The following is a 17,558-nucleotide window of genomic DNA, read 5'->3' as shown; positions in this document are numbered from 1 at the left end:
CATGATCAAAACCGTCCCCACCAAACCCTATACCGACCAGAAGCCCGGCACGTCCGGCCTACGCAAGAAAGTGCCCGTCTTCCAGCAGGAGCACTATGCGGAAAATTTCATCCAGTCGATCTTCGATGCGCTGGAAGGTTTCGAGGGCAAGACGCTGGTGATCGGCGGCGACGGCCGCTTCTACAATCGTGAGGTCATCCAGAAGGCCATCGCGATGGCCGCCGCCAACGGCTTCGGCAAGGTGATGGTCGGGCAGGGCGGCATTCTGTCGACGCCGGCCGCCTCCAACATCATCCGCAAATACAAGACTTTCGGCGGCATCATCCTGTCGGCCAGCCACAATCCGGGCGGCCCGCACGAGGATTTCGGCATCAAATACAATGCCGGCAATGGCGGCCCGGCGCCGGAGAAGATCACCGACGCGATCTTCGAGAAGACCAAGACGATTTCGAGCTTCAAGATCGCCGATATCGGTGCGATCGACATCGACACGATAGGCACCGTCGAGGCCGGCGGCATGACGGTGGAGATCATCGATCCGGTCAAGGACTATGCCGAGCTGATGGAGAGCCTGTTCGACTTCGACGCCATCCGCGCCAATTTCAAATATGGCTTCCGCATGCGCTTCGACGCCATGCATGCGGTGACCGGTCCCTACGCCAAGGAAATCCTCGAGCGCCGGCTCGGCGCACCGAACGGCACCTGCCGCAACTTCAAGCCGCTGCCGGATTTCGGCGGCCATCACCCCGATCCGAACCTGGTGCATGCAAAACATCTCTATGACGAGATGATGGGACCGGACGCGCCGGATTTCGGCGCTGCCTCCGACGGCGACGGCGACCGCAATTTGATCATCGGCAAGGGCATTTTTGTCACCCCGTCGGATTCGGTGGCGATGCTTGCCGCCAACGCGCATCTGGCGCCCGGCTACAAGGAAGGCCTGAAGGGCATCGCGCGGTCGATGCCGACCAGCGGCGCGGCCGATCGCGTCGCCGAGAAGCTCGGCATCGGCATCTACGAGACGCCGACCGGCTGGAAGTTCTTCGGCAATCTGCTCGACGCCGGCATGGCGACGATCTGCGGCGAGGAAAGCGCCGGCACCGGCTCCAACCATGTGCGCGAGAAGGACGGCCTGTGGGCGGTGCTTCTGTGGCTCAACATCCTCGCCGTGCGCGGCGAAAGCTGCAAGGACATCGTCACCAAGCATTGGGAAACCTACGGCCGCAATTACTACTCGCGCCACGACTACGAGGAGGTCGAGACCGACCGCGCGAACGCGCTGGTCGATGAATTGCGCGCCAAGCTCGCCTCGCTGCCTGGCACGAGCGTGCGCGGTTTGAAGATCGCCAAGGCCGACGATTTTGCTTATCACGACCCGGTCGACGGCTCGGTGAGCAAGAACCAGGGCATCCGGATCCTGTTCGAGGGCGGCTCGCGCGTCGTCTTCCGCCTCTCCGGCACCGGCACGTCCGGCGCGACGCTGCGCGTCTATATCGAGCGCTATGAGCCGGACAAGGCGAGGCACGATCTCGACACGCAGGGGGCGCTCGCCGACCTCATCGCCGCCGCCGACGACATCGCCGGCATCAAGCGCCACACCGGCCGCAACAAGCCGAGCGTGATTACTTGAGGGGGGTGGGACGGGCTCCCCCTTCTCCCCTTGTGGGAGAAGGTGGCCGAGCGAAGCTCGGTCGGATGAGGGGTGCTCCAGCTTGGCGCAGACCTTTGCCCAAATCGCTCACGCCTCATTCCTTCCAACACCCCTCATCCGTCTCGGCGCTGCGCGCCGATCCACCTTCTCCCACAAGGGGAGAAGGGGAGGCGCTCCCATGACACAGCTCGGTGCAACCATCACCGATGATGGCATCCGCTTCGCCGCATGGTCCTCATCGGCAAGACGCCTGTGGGTCTCGATCTTCGACGGCGATGGCACGCGCGAACTCGACCGGCTGGAGCTGAAGTCGGAAGGCGAGGGCGTCCATGCCCTCTTCGTTCCCGGCCTTACCGACGGCACGCGCTACGGATTTCGCGCCGACGGCGACTATGCCCCGGAACGTGGCTTCTGGTTCGACCCGGACAAGCTGCTGACCGATCCCTACGCCATCGAGATCGACCGGCCGTATCAATACCACTGGCGGCTTGCCGCCAAACGCAACGAAGGCGCTGACACCGCCCCGTTGATGCCGAAGGCGATAGCGCGTCCGCTGCCTAAACCCCCGGCAGTCAAACCGCCATTGTTCCAGCCCGGCGGCCTCATCTACGAGCTCAATGTCCGCTCCTTCACCAAGCTGCATCCGGACGTACCCGAAGCGCAGCGCGGCACCATCGCGGCGCTCGCCCATCCGGCCGTCATCGAGCATCTGAAGCGCCTCGGCGTCTCCGCCGTCGAGCTGATGCCGGTGACCGCCTCGATCGACGAGCGGCATCTGCCGCCGCTGGGGCTGAGCAACGCCTGGGGCTACAACCCGGTGACCTTCATGGCGCTCGATCCGCGCCTCGCGCCCGGCGGCCTGACCGAATTGCGCGACGCAGTCACAGCGCTGCGCAAGGCCGGCATCGGCACCATCCTCGATCTCGTCTTCAACCATACCGGCGAAAGCGACCGGCTCGGGCCGACACTGTCGCTGCGCGGCCTCGACGCGCAGGCCTATTATCGGCACCTGCCGGACGGCCGGCAGGCCAACGACACCGGCACCGGCAATACGGTCGCCTGCGATCATCCGGTCGTGCGGCAGATGGTGCTCGACACGCTTCGCCATTTCGTCCGCTACGCCGGCGTCGACGGTTTCCGCTTCGATCTGGCTCCGGTGCTCGGTCGCGTCGACGGCGCGTTCGATCCGAATGCGCCGCTGCTCCAGGCCATCGCCGGCGATCCCGTGCTTGCCGACCGGGTGTTGATCGCCGAGCCGTGGGACATCGGTCCGAGCGGATACCAGCTCGGCAATTTCCGGCCGCGATACCTGGAATGGAACGACCGCTACCGCGACGATGTCAGGCGCTTCTGGCGCGGCGACGCCGGCGCGATTGGCGCTTTGGCCACCCGGCTTGCCGGGTCCTCCGATGTGTTCGGCAGGGAAGGCCATCCGGCGAGCCGCAGCGTCAATTTCATCGCCGCGCATGATGGCATGACGCTGGCCGATCTCGTCACGTACGAGCGCAAGCACAACACGGCAAATGGCGAGCAGAACCGCGACGGCCACAACGACAATCTGTCGTGGAACAACGGCGTCGAGGGCGAGACGGATGATGCAGCAATAACCGAAGCCCGCTTCAATGACCAACGCGCGCTGCTTGCGACGCTCTTTGCCTCGCGCGGCACAATCATGCTGACCGCGGGCGACGAATTCGGCCGCACGCAGCAAGGCAACAACAACGCCTACGCGCAGGACAACGCCATCACCTGGCTCGACTGGACCGGCCGCGATGAGGCGCTGGAGCGATACGTCTCGGCTTTCGCCGCGCTGCGCCGCGCCTTCCCCGCATTGTCAGACATCCATTTCCTGACCGGCGAGCCTGCCGACGGGTCGGAAATCCCCGATGTCGCTTGGCTGACCGAAACCGGCGCGCCGCTCGGCGAGTCCGACTGGAACGATCCCGCGCGACATCGCCTTATCATGATGCTCGGCGATAGCGGGCGTGGTCGCCTTGCCGTCATGATCAATGGCGACCGCCGCCAATGCGTCTTCACCTTGCCCGCGCGGGACGGCTTTGGGTGGCATCCCGCTATCGAGGCGATGGCGGTCGACCTTGCACGGCCACTGCCCGGCCGCAGCGTGACAGTTATGATCGAGCAGCGTTCCGCACGGATGCGCGCCGGAAAGGGTTCGTGATGGCTGATCGCAATTCGGAATGGTGGCGCGGCTGCGTGATCTACCAGATCTATCCGCGCTCCTTCCAGGACACGACCGGCGACGGCAGCGGCGATCTCAAGGGCATCACGTCGCGCCTCGCCCACGTCGCTTCGCTCGGCGTCGATGCCGTCTGGCTTTCGCCCTTCTTCAAGTCGCCGATGGCCGACATGGGTTATGACGTGTCGGACTATCGCGACATCGATCCGATGTTCGGCACGTTGGAGGATTTCGACGCGCTGGTCGCCGAGGCGCACGGGCTCGGCCTGAAGCTCATCATCGACCAGGTGATTTCGCATTCTTCGGACAGGCATGAATGGTTCGTCGAAAGCCGTGCCAGCCGCGACAATGCCAAGGCCGACTGGTATGTCTGGGCAGACGCCAAGCCGGACGGCAGCGCGCCCAACAATTGGCAATCGCTGTTCGGGGGCCCCGCCTGGGAGTGGGACGCCACCCGCCGGCAGTACTACATGCACAATTTCCTGGCCGCGCAGCCGGACTTGAATTTCCACAATCCGGATGTTCAGGACGCGGTCCTCGACACCGTGCGCTTCTGGCTGGAGCGCGGCGTCGACGGTTTTCGGCTGGATACCGTCAACTACTATGTCCACGACCGCTGGCTGCGCGACAACCCGCCGCTGGCCTCAAGCGTCGCCGGCACCAATGGCGCGACCACCACCTACGCCTTTCAGGAACATCTCTTCGACAAGACGCGGCCGGAAAACCTCGATTTCCTAAAACGTTTCCGCGCGCTGCTCGATGAGTACCCTGACCGTGCCGCGGTCGGCGAGGTGGGCGACGAGGAACGCTCTTTGCAGACGCTCGCGGCCTATACATCCGGCGGCGACACGCTGCAGATGTGCTACACCTTCGACCTGCTCGGACCACAATTCTCGGCAGCCCATGTGCGCGGCTGCGTCGAGGCGTTTGAGAATGCGGTTGCCGATGGCTGGGTCTGCTGGGCTTTCTCCAACCACGACGTCGTGCGCCATGTCAGCCGCTGGACGCGGCCGGGCGAGAATCCGGACACGGTGGCGAAATTTTCGATCGCGCTGCTTTCGTGCCTGCGCGGCTCGATCTGCCTCTATCAGGGTGAGGAGCTTGGGCTGGAGGAGGCGGAGCTTGCCTATGAGGACCTGCGCGATCCACTGGGCATCCGCTTCTGGCCGGGCGTGAAGGGCAGGGACGGCTGCCGCACGCCGATGGTCTGGGAGGCAGGCGCCGAGAATGGCGGGTTCTCCAGCGGAAAACCCTGGCTGCCGGTGCCGCCAAGCCAGCGCGCTCGCGCGGTGGATGTGCAGAATAGCGAAGATGGTTCGGTGCTTGCCGCCTATCGCTCGATCCTGGCCCTGCGCAAGCGCCATCCGGCGTTGATCGGCGGCTCGATCCGCTTTCTCGACGCGGAGGGCGACGTGCTGGCCTTTGTCCGCCAGCACGAAGACGAGAAATTATTATGCGTCTTCAACTTCGCCGGTGAGCCGGCGAACTGGACGCTGCCGGCGGAGATCAGGGATGTCGAGATAACGGCTCTTGCCGTTGACGTCGCCGGCGTTCTTGGCGGTGTTCTCGAAGAGATTGCGCTGGCACTGCCGCCTGTGGGTTGCTTCGTCGCCAGAATTGGCTGACGGTCGGCTATTGGACGAGAACTGAGCGTCCGCAGGTCGCGCCAGTGACCCGCACATCGGCTTCGCCGACGTGGACGCCGAGGGCTGCAAGCACGTTGTAGACGAGGTCGTCGACCGGTGCGGTCACGCTGTTGAGCAGCGTCGTCACTGCCGGCTTCACCGTGCCGAGCAGGGACGTCACGTCGATCCCGAGGCCGAGCGCGTTGGCCGTCAGCGACAGGTTGTTCACCAGCGAGGTGGTGAGCGACTGCGTCAGGTTCTTCGTCGACACCGTCTTGGTTGCCTTGCTGGCGATATCGGTGGCGCTGAAGGTCAGGTTGGTCGGCGCCATATTGGTGACCGAAAAGGCCGACGATCCTTTGATCTGCAACAGGTTGATGTTGATCAGGAGCAGCTTGATGCTGACATCGGCGATTTCGGCGTCGCTGAAGGATTGCGGCTTGGTGAAGTCTGCGAAGCCGCTTGCGTTGCTGTCGGCGAGATGCGCGGCGACGACGCCGGGTTGCGCGGCGATGGTGACCTTGATGCTGGATGGGCCGGTCGGGCAGCTTATGTCGGTCAGCTTGGCTTCGGCATAGGCCACTTCGACATTCAGTGGCAGGTTGACGGCAAGCAGCTTGATGCCGCCGGCAAGATTGGGAGTGCCGACGGTGACGCTGGCATTGAGCTTGATGCGCGTCTGAGCGGTACGCACCACCGTGCCCATCTCGCCGACCGCCAGCCAGGGCGAGGATTGCATGGGCTCGCCGATGGCGACCTGAAGGGTCGTCGATGTCAGCCCCGGGATGGTGGCGCCGAGATTGACCGAGACCTGGTTCGTGCCGTTGGCTAAAGCTGCGGCCGCCGACAGCATGCTCATGGCGCTGGCGTTGACCGAAAGCCCGGCGGGCTTCTGTCCGAGGCCGAGGCTGCCCACCGTGCCGAGGTCGATCAGATGGCTGAGCGGGATCTTGACCGAGTTGGTGGCGCTCGAGGCCATGGTCTGCAGCGCGAGCTTGGCGGTGTGGTCGAGCCCGGGCACATTGGCCATGGCGGTGGCGATCTGGCCGACGGTCGCCTTCGAGGCCAGCACGTCCGAATAGGTCACGCCGGTCAGGTGCAGCTGCGTCGCCAGCGCATCGGTGAAGGAGAGCACGTCGACATCGGCCGAGATCAGCGAATTGTAATCCATCACGCTGAGCGAGATATTGCCGCCGAGAAGGCCGCCGAGCAGCGCGTTGAGAATGCCGCCATTGACGCTGGCAAGCCGCGACCCGACCGAGAATGCGGCTTCGGGCTGGGCGCTGGCGGTGGCTGTCGTGCCGATCACCGGCGGCGCCATCATCGAGGCGGCGAAATAGAGCGTTCCCTGCTTCTTCAGCGACACCTGGACGGCATTGTAGGGCAGCTTGCCTGCTTCGAAACGGCTGCCTGCCGAAATCGAACTGACCCCGGAATAGCGCCCGGGCACCACCTGCACGACGGCTTTGCTGGCGGTTGGCGCAACGGTCGTGCCTTCCTGCTGCACGGCCACGGACGTGATTCCGTTGTCCTTCAGCGTCGTCAGCACCGCTTGTTCGGCATTGTTGATGTGGGCGGCGGCGGTGATCGCGGCGAGGTCGACGATCGACTGCGCCGCGCGGCGTTCGTTGTAGAGGGAGCCCTCGTCGACCGCGAACGCGGTCAACGCCAGCGCCACCGGCGTGCAGAGCGCGGTCATGACCGCGAAATTGGCGCGCCGGTCGGCAATCAGCCGTCGGGTCGCGCCCATCAGTCCCCCCGCGGAATTGCGCATCATATGCCTCCGACCCGTATCGTCGACTGACGCTGGATCGTGGTGCCCGGCAACGGCAGCGTCCGGAACAGGCTCCAGATCGGCAGGTTGCGCGCGTCATAGCTGACCGAGACGACGAACTGGCTGCCGTCGACGGCACTGTCCTTGGCGTCGACCGTCAGCTTCTTCGGGTCGACAAAGGCATAGCCCGAGACGTCGTGGTTGATGAAATCGGTGACCAGCGCCTGACGTTCAGTCTGGTTGAGGCCGGCAATCGCCGTTCGCGCCGCGTCGGCTGCGATCTGCTGGACCGAATGGCTGGCGCCGAAATAGATTCCGTATGCAACCATGCCGAGCAAAAGCAGGATGAAAATCGGCGCCAGCATGGCGAATTCGACCGCCGACGTGCCTGCGGCATCAGCCCGGAAACGAGACCAAGGAGCGAGGAATTTGCGGTTCTTCAGCATGGTCCGGAGAATGCCAAGACCTGCCTGCAAAAACTGAAAACGACTGGAACAACCGAAAGGTGCACCAAGTTGAACGACGCGAATAAGCTTTAGATTTAGCTGTTTTAGCGAGACGCTGCTCACTCAACGTCAAGCAGTGGGTAGTTGAAATAAGATTTCGCTCTGTCTAGTCTCCCGCCACCAAGCTGCCGGAAGGGACCGGCGGCACGCTCAAAAGGAGCCGTTGAACGGCTTCGGGGCGTCAACACTCAAAAGACGTGGTTGAGGGGCCGCGTCCAAAGGGAGAGACTTCATGCTGAAAAACCTGCTGAAGGCGACTGTGTTCGCCACCACCATGGCCTTGGCCACCGGCGCCTTCTACACGCCGGCCTTCGCCGAGACCGTCTACAACCGCGGAGCCGCCGCCGAGGCGGAGACGGTCGATCCGCACAAGACGTCGACGGTCTACGAGGCCGATATTATACGCGACCTGTTCCAGGGCCTCGTCATGCATGACCAGAAGACGAACCTCATTCCGGGCGCCGCCGAAAGCTGGACGGTGTCCGACGACGGCACCGTCTACACCTTCAAGCTGCGCAAGGACGGCCTCTGGTCGGATGGCAGCCCGGTGACGGCGGACGACTTCGTCTATTCGTTCCATCGGCTGGAAGATCCGGCCACTGCTGCCGAATATGCATCCATGCTCTATCCGGTGAAGGGCGCCGAGGACTTCAACACCAAGAAAGGCAAGGCCGAGGACATGGGCGTCAAGGCGGTCGACGCCAACACGCTGCAAGTCACGCTCAAGGCTCCGACGCCCTACTTCCTGGAGATGCTGACCCACCAGGCGACCTATCCGGTCAACAAGGCTTCCATCGACAAGCTCGGCGCCGACTGGATCAAACCAGGCAAGCTGGTCTCCAACGGCGCCTATACGCTGGCGGAGTGGGTTCCCAACGACCATATGAAATTGGCCAAGAACCCGAAGTTCTGGGACGTCGCGAGCGTCAAGCTCGACGTGGTCAATTACATCCCTACCGAGGATCGCTCGTCGGCAATGAAGCGCTTCGAGGCCGGCGAACTCGACAGCTATGGTGACCTGCCGACCGAACAGCTCGCCGATCTCAAAACCAAATTCGGTGACCAGGTCCGTGTCGGGCCATATCTCGGCACCTATTATTATGCGATCAAGACCGACAAGGCGCCTTGGGACAATGTCGAGCTGCGCAACGCCATCTCGATGGCGATCGATCGCGACTTCCTCGCCGAGAAGGTCTGGCAGAATTCTATGCTGCCCGGCTATTCGATGGTGCCTCCGGGCATCGAGGGCTACACGCCGGCACTGGCCAAATACGCCGACATGTCGCAGATCGACCGCGAGGATGCTGCCAAGAAGATCCTCGAGAAACTCGGCTATACACCTGAGCATCCGTTGAAGATGGAGATCCGCTACAACACCTCGGAGAACCATAAGAACACGGCGGTCGCCATCCAGGAACAGCTGAAGCCGCTCGGCATCGAGGTGACGCTGCTCAACACCGACACCAAGACCCACTACGGCTTCCTCGAGCAGAAGGGTAATTACGACGTTGCCCGCGCCGCCTGGATCGCCGACTACAAGGATCCGGAGACCTTCCTCGGCATCTCGCGCAAGGCGAGCGGCAACAACTACTCGAACTACGACAGCAAGGCCTACGAGGCCGCGATGGACAAGGCGGCAGCCGCCGGCGGCAAGCCTGAGGAGCGCATGAAGGACCTCGCCGAGGCCGAGCGCATCCTCGTCGACGACGTCGGCGAGATCCCGCTGCTCTATTACAGCTACCACGACATCGTTTCCTCGAAGCTGCATGGCTTCGACGACAACGTCATGGACATCCACCCGTCCCGCTTCATCTCCAAGGACTGACAAGTAACCTTGGCCGTGCCGCCGCTCTCTTTTTGGGAGCGGCGGCCGCGGTCTGTCGTCGTGCCGGGCCGAAAGTCGGGTTGGATTTTCGGCAATGCCGGTGCGAAGATCAGAGATGCCAGCGCGCCACGGTCTCGTCTGGAGAGCTGTCGCCCTGGCTGAAGCGGGGCGCCGATGCTGCGTTATGTCTTCCGGCGGCTGTTGACCGCCATCCCGACGCTATTCGTCATCGTGACGGTGGCGTTCTTCCTGATCCGCGTCGCGCCGGGCGGCCCGTTCAACCAGGAGCGGGGCTTGAGCCCCGAGATCAGGGCCAATCTCGAAGCCCAGTTCGGCCTCGACGATCCGCTCTGGCTGCAATATGTCCACTATCTCGGCAATCTTTTGCGCGGCAGTTTCGGTCCGAGCTACAACCTGCCGGATTTCACCGTCACCGAACTCTTCGCCAAGGGCCTGCCGATCTCGGTGCAGATCGGTACCTCGGCACTGGTGCTGGCGCTGCTGCTCGGCTCGATCCTCGGCACGATCGCGGCGCTCAACCAGAACAAAATAGCCGACTATTCGGTGATTGCTTTGGCCACCGCCGGCAGCACCATCCCGACCTTCGTCATCGCGCCGGTGATCCAGCTCCTCTTCGGGCTGTCCTGGAAGCTGTTGCCGATCGGCGGCTGGGGTGACGGCGCCTTAATCAACAAAGTCGGGCCGGTGCTGACGCTCGCCTTGCCGCAGATTGCCATCGTCGCCCGCCTGATGCGCGGTTCGATGATCGAAAGCCTGCGCTCGCACCATATCCGCACCGCCCGCGCGCTCGGCCTCTCCGACTGGTCGGTGGTGGTCAAGCACGCTTTGCGCGGCGCCGTTCTGCCGATCGTCTCCTTCACCGGTCCGGCGGCGGCGGCGCTGCTGACCGGCTCCGTCATCGTCGAGACCATTTTCTCCGTTCCGGGCGTCGGCCGCTATTTCGTCGATGCCGCCCTCAACCGCGACTACACGCTGGTCATGGGAACCGTGGTGGTGATCGCGCTCTTCACCATCGTCTTCAACCTGATCGTCGATCTCCTTTACGCGGTCGTCGACCCGAGGGTGCGCTATGACTGAGCTCGCCGTAGCCGCTCCCGAACCGATCGTCGGCCGCTCGCTCTGGGGCAATGCATGGGCGCGGCTGAAGCGTAACCGCGCCGCCATGTTCAGCCTCTATTACCTGGCGTTCATTGCCGTCATCAGCGTGTTCGGCCCGATGGTCGTGCCGCATGAATACACCACCATCTACGGCGACTATGTGCGCACGCCGCCGAGCTTCTCGGCCTACCCGAAGCCCGACATGATCCAAACCGCGCTGACCGACGCCATTAAGCGCATGCGCGTCGACATCAAGGAATGGCATCAGGACGGCAGCCGCGTGATCGTGACCGTCACGTCCAAGAAGCCGGTCGACGACCGCAACATCCGCTATCTCGACCGCTCCGACGCCTTCGACGACACCAGGATCGAAAGCAAGTCGACCGACGGGCTCGAATTGACGATGAGCTCCGCCATCAAGCAGCAATATTTCTTCTTCGGCACCGATAATACAGGACGCGATCTCTTGTCCCGTACGCTGATGGCCGGGCGCATCTCGCTCGCCATCGGCCTGCTTGCCGGTGTCGTCGCCGGCGTCATCGGGGTGATCTACGGCGCGACGTCCGGCTTTGCCGGCGGCAAGGTCGACGAGGTGATGATGCGCATCGTCGACGTGCTCTATTCGCTGCCCTTCATCTTCTTCGTCATCATGCTGGTGGTGTTTTTCGGTCGCAATTTCGTGCTGATGTTTTTGGCGGTCGGCGCGGTGCTGTGGCTCGACATGGCGCGCATCGTGCGAGGCCAGGCGCTGTCGATCCGGCGCCAGGAATATGTCCAGGCTGCCGAAGCGATGGGCGTCGGCCAGCGCGGCATCCTCGTGCGCCACGTCATTCCCAATTTGCTCGGCCCGGTCGTCATCTACATGACGCTGCTGGTGCCGCAGGTGATCATCCTGGAGAGTTTCCTGTCCTTCCTCGGCCTTGGTGTGCAGGAGCCGATGACCAGCTGGGGCGTGCTGATCTCGGTCGGCGCCAAGAACATCGGTTATGCCAACTGGCTGCTTCTGTTCCCGGCCTTCTTCCTCGTCTCGACGCTGTTCGCGTTGAACTTCGTCGGCGACGGCCTGCGCGACGCGCTCGACCCGAAGGATCGCTGAAATGACCGCTTCCGAAACGATCCTCAGCGTCAAGGACCTGCGCGTCCGCTTCCAGACCCTCGACGGCACGGTCGAGGCGGTCAAAGGCATCAACATCAAGGTCAATGCCGGCGAAACGGTCGCCGTCGTCGGCGAATCCGGTTCCGGCAAGAGCCAGACGATGATGGCGGCGATGAGCCTGCTCTCCTCCAATGGCGAGGCCACCGGCCAGGTCGACTATCGCGGCCGCAATCTTTTGGAGATGACCAAGAGCGAGCTCAACAAGGTTCGCGGCCGCAAGATCAGCATGATCTTTCAGGAGCCGATGACCTCGCTCGATCCGCTCTACACCATCGGCAACCAGCTGATCGAGCCGATCCGCCGGCATCGCGGCCTGAACGCCCAGGCGGCGCGCGAGGAGGCGCTGAAGCTGCTGAAGCTGGTGCACATCCCAGATCCCGAGCGGCGGATGAAATCCTATCCGCACGAAATGTCGGGCGGCCAGCGCCAGCGCGTCATGATCGCCATGGCTTTGGCCAACGATCCCGATATCCTGATCGCCGACGAGCCGACGACGGCGCTCGACGTCACCATCCAGGCGCAGATCCTGATGCTACTCGCCGAACTGCAGCGCAAGCTTGGCATGGCCATCGTCTTCATCACCCATGATCTCGGCATCGTCAGGCGCTTCGCCGACCGCGTCTATGTCATGCGCCAGGGCGAGGTGGTGGAGGAGGGCGATGCGGAGGCGCTCTTCGCCAATCCACAGCACGCCTATACCAAGATGCTGCTTGCAGCCGAGCCGACCGGCACCAAGGGGGCGCCGCCCGCCAGTTCGCCGGTGCTGCTCGAAGGCAGGAATGTCGAAGTGGTCTTCAGGATCGGCGGCGGCTTCCTTGGCGGCGAGCCGCTGATGCTGCGCGCCGTCGACAAGATCTCGATCCGGCTGAAGCGCAACCAGACCATCGGCATCGTCGGCGAGTCGGGCTCCGGCAAGTCGACGCTCGGCCGCGCGCTGCTGAGGCTCTTGCCCAGCGACGGTGTGATCCGCTTCGGCGACCGCGACATCTCGGAAGCGGATCGCCATGCGATGCGACCGCTCAGGCGCGAATTGCAGCTCGTCTTCCAGGATCCGTTCGGCTCGCTGTCGCCGCGCATGACGGTCGGCCAGGTCATCACCGAAGGACTTTTGGTGCACGAGCCGTCGCTGACCGGCAAGCAGCGCGACCAGCGCGCCGTCGAGGCGCTGCGCGAGGTCGGCCTCGACCCCAATGCGCGTAACCGCTATCCCCATGAATTTTCCGGCGGGCAGCGCCAGCGCATCGCCATTGCCCGCGCCATGATCCTGAAGCCGAAAGTGGTGGTGCTCGACGAGCCGACCTCTGCCCTCGACCGCTCCGTGCAGAAGCAGATCGTCGAGCTTTTGCGCAAGCTGCAGGCCGACTACCAGCTATCCTACCTTTTCATCAGCCACGACCTCGCGGTGGTGCGCGCGATGGCCGACTACATCATTGTCATGAAGCAGGGAAAGATCGTCGAGGAAGGCCCGACCGAGGAGATCTTCGGCAATCCGCGCGAAGCCTACACGCAGACGCTGATGAACGCGGCGATCGATTCGACCAGGTTCCGGGTGAGCGCTTGAAGCAATTCCAGGAAAAGTGTGTAACGGTTTTCCGTCCGGAATTGCGCAAAACAAATAGTCTAAGACTTACCCGCCGCCGGCGACGCGCTGCTCACTGCGAGGGCGGGCAGCGGCTGTTCCTCGTCGCGACAATCGCCTGCTGCTGTTGCTGCAGCCTTTCGATCTTCGCCGTGTCGCGATTGGCCACCACCGTCTTCACGCGCTCGCCGCCCAGCAGCCAACTCGGCACGCTGGTGTTGGCGACCTTGCCGCGGCTGATGGCGGTCCGTGAAATATCGGTCGCGGTGTCGCCGAGCGCGCTGTTGAGCTCGGCGCAAGTCATCCTGTCGTAGTTCGCCGGGCTGATCGATGAGACGGTCGACGAGCAACTGGCGGCGGCGAGGAGCATAGCGGTCAAGGTGAACGGCAAGAGGACCGTCGGGGTGAATTTCATACTCTTACTCGGTGTCGCCGCTTCAATGCCTCTGCAATCCCCTCGAACTGGAGCAGGGGCGACCATTAGGCCAAATTGAGGGCGTGTTGTCGACCTTATAGAGGATGGAACCTGCGAACCCATCGTCCCGAACGATGTGCGCTACGCCACACTGCAAATCATCATTGGCATAATATGCCATTTTCCCTATATGATGGCGCAAAAAGCAACGCGGACATCACAATGCCAACTCGCAATGTCGTTCTGACGCAACACCACGAAGAGGTGATCGATCACCTGGTGAAGACCGGGCGCTATCAGAACGCCAGCGAGGTGCTGCGTGATGGCTTGCGTCTGGTTGAGCAGCGCGAGGCACGAGAAGAGGCAAAGCTCGCTGCACTCAAGGAAGCGGCAAGCATCGGGTTCCGGGATATCGAGGAAGGCCGATTTAGGGATGTCGACGACGACAGTCTGGATGAATTCATTAGCGGTCTGGGTCGGCAAGCCAGCAAGCTAGTCAAGAAAGCCGGTCAATAAGCGCATGGCCCTCTATCGGCTGTCCGGGGCCGCTGAAACAGACATCGTTCAACTGCTCGCTTACACGGAAGCGAATTTCGGAGAGATCGCACGTCTGCGATACGAACGGCTGTTGGCCACTGCCTTGCGCGATATCGCGGTTGATCCGGAGCGACTGGGCAGCATTGCCCGCGCCGAAATTGGCAGCCAGGTTCGAAGCTACCATCTGCGGTACAGTCGCGAGCGTGCACGAACCGAGCGCGGCATTGTTCAGCGTCCGCGCCACCTGCTTCTCTACCGGATAGGCCCAAACCTCATCGGCGTTGGCCGTGTTCTTCACGACGCGATGGAACTTGAACGCCATCTTCCGACCAACTATGGCGACGATTGACGGCACTCTTGCTCTCACGTTCCAACATAAGCGGCATTTGAAGGGGATGTGAGCTTCGGGAAGCTAACCCATTGTTTTTCTGGTCGGAGTGGCAGGATTTGAACCTGCGACCCCATCGTCCCGAACGATGTGCGCTACCAGACTGCGCTACACTCCGTGACCAGACCGCGGGCTTATAGCCGCCACTTTCCGATCCTGCAAGCGGCAATGGCTGCACTTGTGTCGCATTTCGTCGGCTTTCGCAAAACGCTGTTAGAAAGTTTCGAATTTCGCAGCCCGACACCAGAGGTCCAAAGCTTTGCACGGTCGGCTCGGTCCAACCCGTGCTCGGCATTTGGCCCAACGGCTGCACTCCGTGTCCTTGTCTTCGCGCTTTTCGAATCGGATAAACACCACCGAAAAGCAGGTATGCTAGGTATATCGATCAACTCCCCAGCGAGACCGCAATGAGCCAGCGCATCGTCAGTTTCGTCATGAGCGGCGGCGTCGGCTCGCGGCTCTGGCCGCTGTCGCGCGAGGACAATCCCAAGCAGTTCCACGATTTTTCCGGCGACGGCTCGATGCTGGCCAAGACCTTGCGCCGGCTGGCATCCAGGCCGGAAGGCGAGACGCCGATCTTTCTCATCGCGTCGGAACGCCATGCCGAGCGTGTCCATGCCGACTTGGCGGGCCTTGACCTCGGCGGTGGCGGACCGCTGTTCGAGCCGATCGGCCGCAATACGGCCGCGGCCGTGGCGCTGGCCAGCCTGCGCACGCTCTCCGAATTTGGCGACGAGCTGGTGCTCGTGGTGCCGTCCGACCATGAGATCTCCACCGCGCGCCAGTTTTGGCAGAGCATCGAAGCAGGTGCCGATGCGGCTCTCGCTGGCCGGCTGGTGGTGTTCGGCATCAAGCCGACGCAGCCCGAGACCGGCTATGGCTATATCGAGGTCGCGGCCGAGCGGGACGATGTGTTCGACGTCTCGCGCTTTGTCGAGAAGCCCGATCCCGCCACCGCGCAGACCTATCTCGACGCCGGCAGTTTCTACTGGAACACCGGCATCTTCCTATTTCGCGCCGGCGCCATGCGAGATGCCTTCGCCGCCTTCGAGCCGAAGATCTGGCAAGCGACGGAGGCCGCCTATCACGCGGCGATCAGCGACCTTTCCGGCCTCTATATGCCGCTGGAGCTTTATTCGGCGATCCCGTCCATCTCGATCGACTACGCCATCATGGAGCGCGCGAACGACATTGCCATGGTACCGGCAAGCTTCCGCTGGAACGATCTCGGCTCCTGGCAGTCGCTGCTCGATGTCGGCCCGTCCGACAGGCAAGGCAACGTCATCCTCGGCGATGTCGTCGCCATCGATTGCGAGAACTCCTACATTCGCGGCGACGGCCGTCTGCTTTCGGCGATCGGCATGAAGGATGTGGCGATCGTCTCCACCGCCGACGCCACTTTCGTCGCCCCGGTCAGCCACAGCCAGCACGTCAAGAAGATCGTCGAGCAGCTGGAGAAATCCGGCCGCCTGGAGACCAGGTTCACGCCGGCGCACGACCGGGTTATCGAGAGCGGCGCCTGGCGGCGGCGGGTGCATCATTGGCTTTTCGACGAGACGCTGCCGCTATGGTCGACATCAGGCGTCGACGAGCGCCATGGCGGCTTTCACGAGGCGCTGGGCTTCGACGCCTCACCGCTGATGAAGCCCAAGCGCATGCGCACGCAGGCCCGCCAGGTCTATGCCTTCGCGGTCGCCAAGGAACGTGGCTGGACCGGCCCGGCCGACCGGCTGATCGCGCATGGCATCGACTTCATGGCGGGCCGGGGCCGCACCGCCAGAGGCGGCTGGGTGCGCGCGCTCAATGTCGATGGCTCCGTCGCCGATCCTGTGGAGGACGCCTACGATCATTCCTGCGTGCTGCTGGCGCTGGCGCACGCCCATATGTCCGGCCATCCCGATGCTTTGCGGCTAGGGGAGGAGACCTTTGCGTTCCTCGACGCCCATCTCGAGGACAGCCGCATGACCGGCTTCCTCGAGACGTCGGACGGCGCGGGCGAGCGCCGCTCCAATCCCCACATGCATCTGCTCGAGGCTTTCCTCGCCTGGCATCAGGCCACCGGCGAGCGCGCCTATCTGCGCCGCGCCGCGCGCATCATCGATCTGTTCCGCAGCCATTTCTTCGATGCCGACAGCTGGACGCTGGGCGAATATTTCGACGACGGCTGGAAGCCTGTGGCGGGCGACAATGGCGCCTGGACCGAACCCGGCCACCATTTCGAGTGGGCCTCGCTGCTTATCGATTTCGCCGATCGAAGCGGCCAGACCGACCTCCCCGCCTTCGCCCGCAAGCTCTATGCCTCGGCCGTCGCCAACGGTCTCAATCGCGCCACCGGCCTTTCCTACGGCGCCGTCTCGCGCCAGGGCCTGCCGCTCGACACGGTCTCGCGCAGCTGGCCGCAGGCGGAAGCGGTCAAGGCGGCGATCGCGCTCGACGGTTCGGGCGGGCCGGATCTCAAGCCCGAGATCGAAGCGCGCGTCGGCCGGCTGTTCCGCTGGCATATCGACCCGGCGCCACTCGGCCTCTGGATCGACCGCATCGACGAGCGCGGCCGCTCACTGGCGACCGACGTGCCCGCCAGCATCTTCTACCATCTGGTCTATGCGCTGACGCAGTATCTGGACGGGACGGCGGGGGAGGGGTGAAGGAGAAGCAGGAGAGACCGCACACGTCTCATTCCTGCCGGACATCTCCCCCACGTGGGGGAGATTGGCAGCTTCGCCGAACACGTCAGTTCTGCAACGTCGGCGATTGGCGAAAGCGATCGCGGCATCTGATCTCCCCCC

Annotated in this window: 12 protein-coding genes, 1 tRNA gene and 1 pseudogene; 9 read left to right on the top strand and 5 right to left on the bottom strand. The window is 63.4% G+C overall.

The features are described from left to right. Position 1 precedes the first annotated feature (1 nt). From AC4FWB_RS04735 to bglA, 3 genes are all read left to right on the top strand, one after another. Positions 2 to 1,630: an alpha-D-glucose phosphate-specific phosphoglucomutase gene (locus AC4FWB_RS04735; RefSeq protein ID WP_491024628.1), complete on the top strand. Its 1,629-nt coding sequence runs from the start codon at positions 2 to 4 to the stop codon at positions 1,628 to 1,630. Positions 1,631 to 1,829: 199 nt separating this feature from the next. After that, positions 1,830 to 3,830: a glycogen debranching protein GlgX gene (gene glgX, locus AC4FWB_RS04730; protein WP_491024627.1), complete on the top strand. Its 2,001-nt coding sequence runs from the start codon at positions 1,830 to 1,832 to the stop codon at positions 3,828 to 3,830. Beyond that, complete coding sequence (gene bglA, locus AC4FWB_RS04725; RefSeq protein WP_491024626.1) at positions 3,830 to 5,473, top strand: beta-galactosidase BglA; 1,644 nt, start codon at positions 3,830 to 3,832, stop codon at positions 5,471 to 5,473. The genes glgX and bglA overlap by 1 nt, the downstream gene beginning before the upstream one ends. 7 nt (positions 5,474 to 5,480) lie before the next feature. On the opposite strand, the gene AC4FWB_RS04720 is transcribed toward bglA, so the two are convergent. Together AC4FWB_RS04720 and AC4FWB_RS04715 are read right to left on the bottom strand one after the other, a co-directional pair. Beyond that, complete coding sequence (locus AC4FWB_RS04720) at positions 5,481 to 7,247, bottom strand: pilus assembly protein TadG-related protein (RefSeq protein ID WP_491024625.1); 1,767 nt, start codon at positions 7,245 to 7,247, stop codon at positions 5,481 to 5,483. Then, a complete protein-coding gene (locus tag AC4FWB_RS04715; RefSeq protein WP_491024624.1) occupies positions 7,247 to 7,612 on the bottom strand; it encodes a TadE family protein in 366 nt (121 codons plus the stop codon). The genes AC4FWB_RS04720 and AC4FWB_RS04715 overlap by 1 nt, the downstream gene beginning before the upstream one ends. 373 nt (positions 7,613 to 7,985) lie before the next feature. Here AC4FWB_RS04715 and AC4FWB_RS04710 point away from each other — a divergent pair. The 4 genes and pseudogenes from AC4FWB_RS04710 to AC4FWB_RS04695 all read left to right on the top strand — a co-directional run. Then, positions 7,986 to 9,326, top strand: a pseudogene (locus AC4FWB_RS04710) (peptide ABC transporter substrate-binding protein); the annotation flags it as partial. Between the two features lie 426 nt (positions 9,327 to 9,752). Further along, positions 9,753 to 10,676, top strand: a complete 924-nt coding sequence (locus AC4FWB_RS04705; RefSeq protein WP_491024623.1) for an ABC transporter permease subunit — start codon at positions 9,753 to 9,755, stop codon at positions 10,674 to 10,676. Next, positions 10,669 to 11,793: an ABC transporter permease gene (locus tag AC4FWB_RS04700; RefSeq protein WP_491024622.1), complete on the top strand. Its 1,125-nt coding sequence runs from the start codon at positions 10,669 to 10,671 to the stop codon at positions 11,791 to 11,793. Before AC4FWB_RS04705 ends, AC4FWB_RS04700 begins: the two co-directional genes overlap by 8 nt. A 1-nt stretch (position 11,794) precedes the next feature. Then, positions 11,795 to 13,414, top strand: coding sequence for an ABC transporter ATP-binding protein (locus tag AC4FWB_RS04695; protein WP_491024621.1), 1,620 nt, complete (start codon positions 11,795 to 11,797; stop codon positions 13,412 to 13,414). Between the two features lie 91 nt (positions 13,415 to 13,505). On the opposite strand, the gene AC4FWB_RS04690 is transcribed toward AC4FWB_RS04695, so the two are convergent. Continuing rightward, positions 13,506 to 13,847 carry a hypothetical protein gene (locus AC4FWB_RS04690; protein WP_491024620.1) on the bottom strand — a complete coding sequence of 114 codons (342 nt, stop codon included), beginning with the start codon at positions 13,845 to 13,847 and terminating at the stop codon, positions 13,506 to 13,508. Between the two features lie 222 nt (positions 13,848 to 14,069). Between AC4FWB_RS04690 and AC4FWB_RS04685 the strand changes: the two genes are divergently transcribed. Continuing rightward, positions 14,070 to 14,363, top strand: a complete 294-nt coding sequence (locus AC4FWB_RS04685) for a type II toxin-antitoxin system ParD family antitoxin (protein WP_491024619.1) — start codon at positions 14,070 to 14,072, stop codon at positions 14,361 to 14,363. On the opposite strand, the gene AC4FWB_RS04680 is transcribed toward AC4FWB_RS04685, so the two are convergent. Together AC4FWB_RS04680 and AC4FWB_RS04675 are read right to left on the bottom strand one after the other, a co-directional pair. Then, on the bottom strand, positions 14,344 to 14,739 hold the full coding sequence (locus AC4FWB_RS04680; protein ID WP_491024618.1) for a hypothetical protein: 396 nt from the start codon (positions 14,737 to 14,739) through the stop codon (positions 14,344 to 14,346). The two genes, AC4FWB_RS04685 and AC4FWB_RS04680, sit on opposite strands and share 20 nt — an antisense overlap. A 74-nt stretch (positions 14,740 to 14,813) precedes the next feature. Continuing rightward, positions 14,814 to 14,890: transfer RNA gene (locus AC4FWB_RS04675), tRNA-Pro, on the bottom strand. A 289-nt stretch (positions 14,891 to 15,179) separates the two neighbouring features. Here AC4FWB_RS04675 and AC4FWB_RS04670 point away from each other — a divergent pair. Next, entirely contained in the window at positions 15,180 to 17,417 is a 2,238-nt protein-coding gene (locus AC4FWB_RS04670) for an AGE family epimerase/isomerase (protein ID WP_491024617.1), read from the top strand. Positions 17,418 to 17,558 lie beyond the last annotated feature (141 nt).

The organism is Mesorhizobium sp. LEGMi-168a, assembly GCF_058312955.1.
This window is presented reverse-complemented; position numbering and strand designations above follow the sequence as displayed.

Bases quoted from the DNA above. Each gene is read 5' to 3' on its own strand.
- AC4FWB_RS04670 (WP_491024617.1), top strand. From the start codon at position 15,180: ATGAGCCAGCGCATCGTCAGTTTCGTCATGAGCGGCGGCGTCGGCTCG.
- AC4FWB_RS04735 (WP_491024628.1), top strand. From the start codon at position 2: ATGATCAAAACCGTCCCCACCAAACCCTATACCGACCAGAAGCCCGGC.
- glgX (WP_491024627.1), top strand. From the start codon at position 1,830: ATGACACAGCTCGGTGCAACCATCACCGATGATGGCATCCGCTTCGCC.
- AC4FWB_RS04700 (WP_491024622.1), top strand. From the start codon at position 10,669: ATGACTGAGCTCGCCGTAGCCGCTCCCGAACCGATCGTCGGCCGCTCG.
- AC4FWB_RS04720 (WP_491024625.1), bottom strand. From the start codon at position 7,247: ATGCGCAATTCCGCGGGGGGACTGATGGGCGCGACCCGACGGCTGATT.
- AC4FWB_RS04695 (WP_491024621.1), top strand. From the start codon at position 11,795: ATGACCGCTTCCGAAACGATCCTCAGCGTCAAGGACCTGCGCGTCCGC.
- AC4FWB_RS04690 (WP_491024620.1), bottom strand. From the start codon at position 13,847: ATGAAATTCACCCCGACGGTCCTCTTGCCGTTCACCTTGACCGCTATG.
- AC4FWB_RS04705 (WP_491024623.1), top strand. From the start codon at position 9,753: ATGCTGCGTTATGTCTTCCGGCGGCTGTTGACCGCCATCCCGACGCTA.
- AC4FWB_RS04685 (WP_491024619.1), top strand. From the start codon at position 14,070: ATGCCAACTCGCAATGTCGTTCTGACGCAACACCACGAAGAGGTGATC.
- bglA (WP_491024626.1), top strand. From the start codon at position 3,830: ATGGCTGATCGCAATTCGGAATGGTGGCGCGGCTGCGTGATCTACCAG.
- AC4FWB_RS04715 (WP_491024624.1), bottom strand. From the start codon at position 7,612: ATGCTGGCGCCGATTTTCATCCTGCTTTTGCTCGGCATGGTTGCATAC.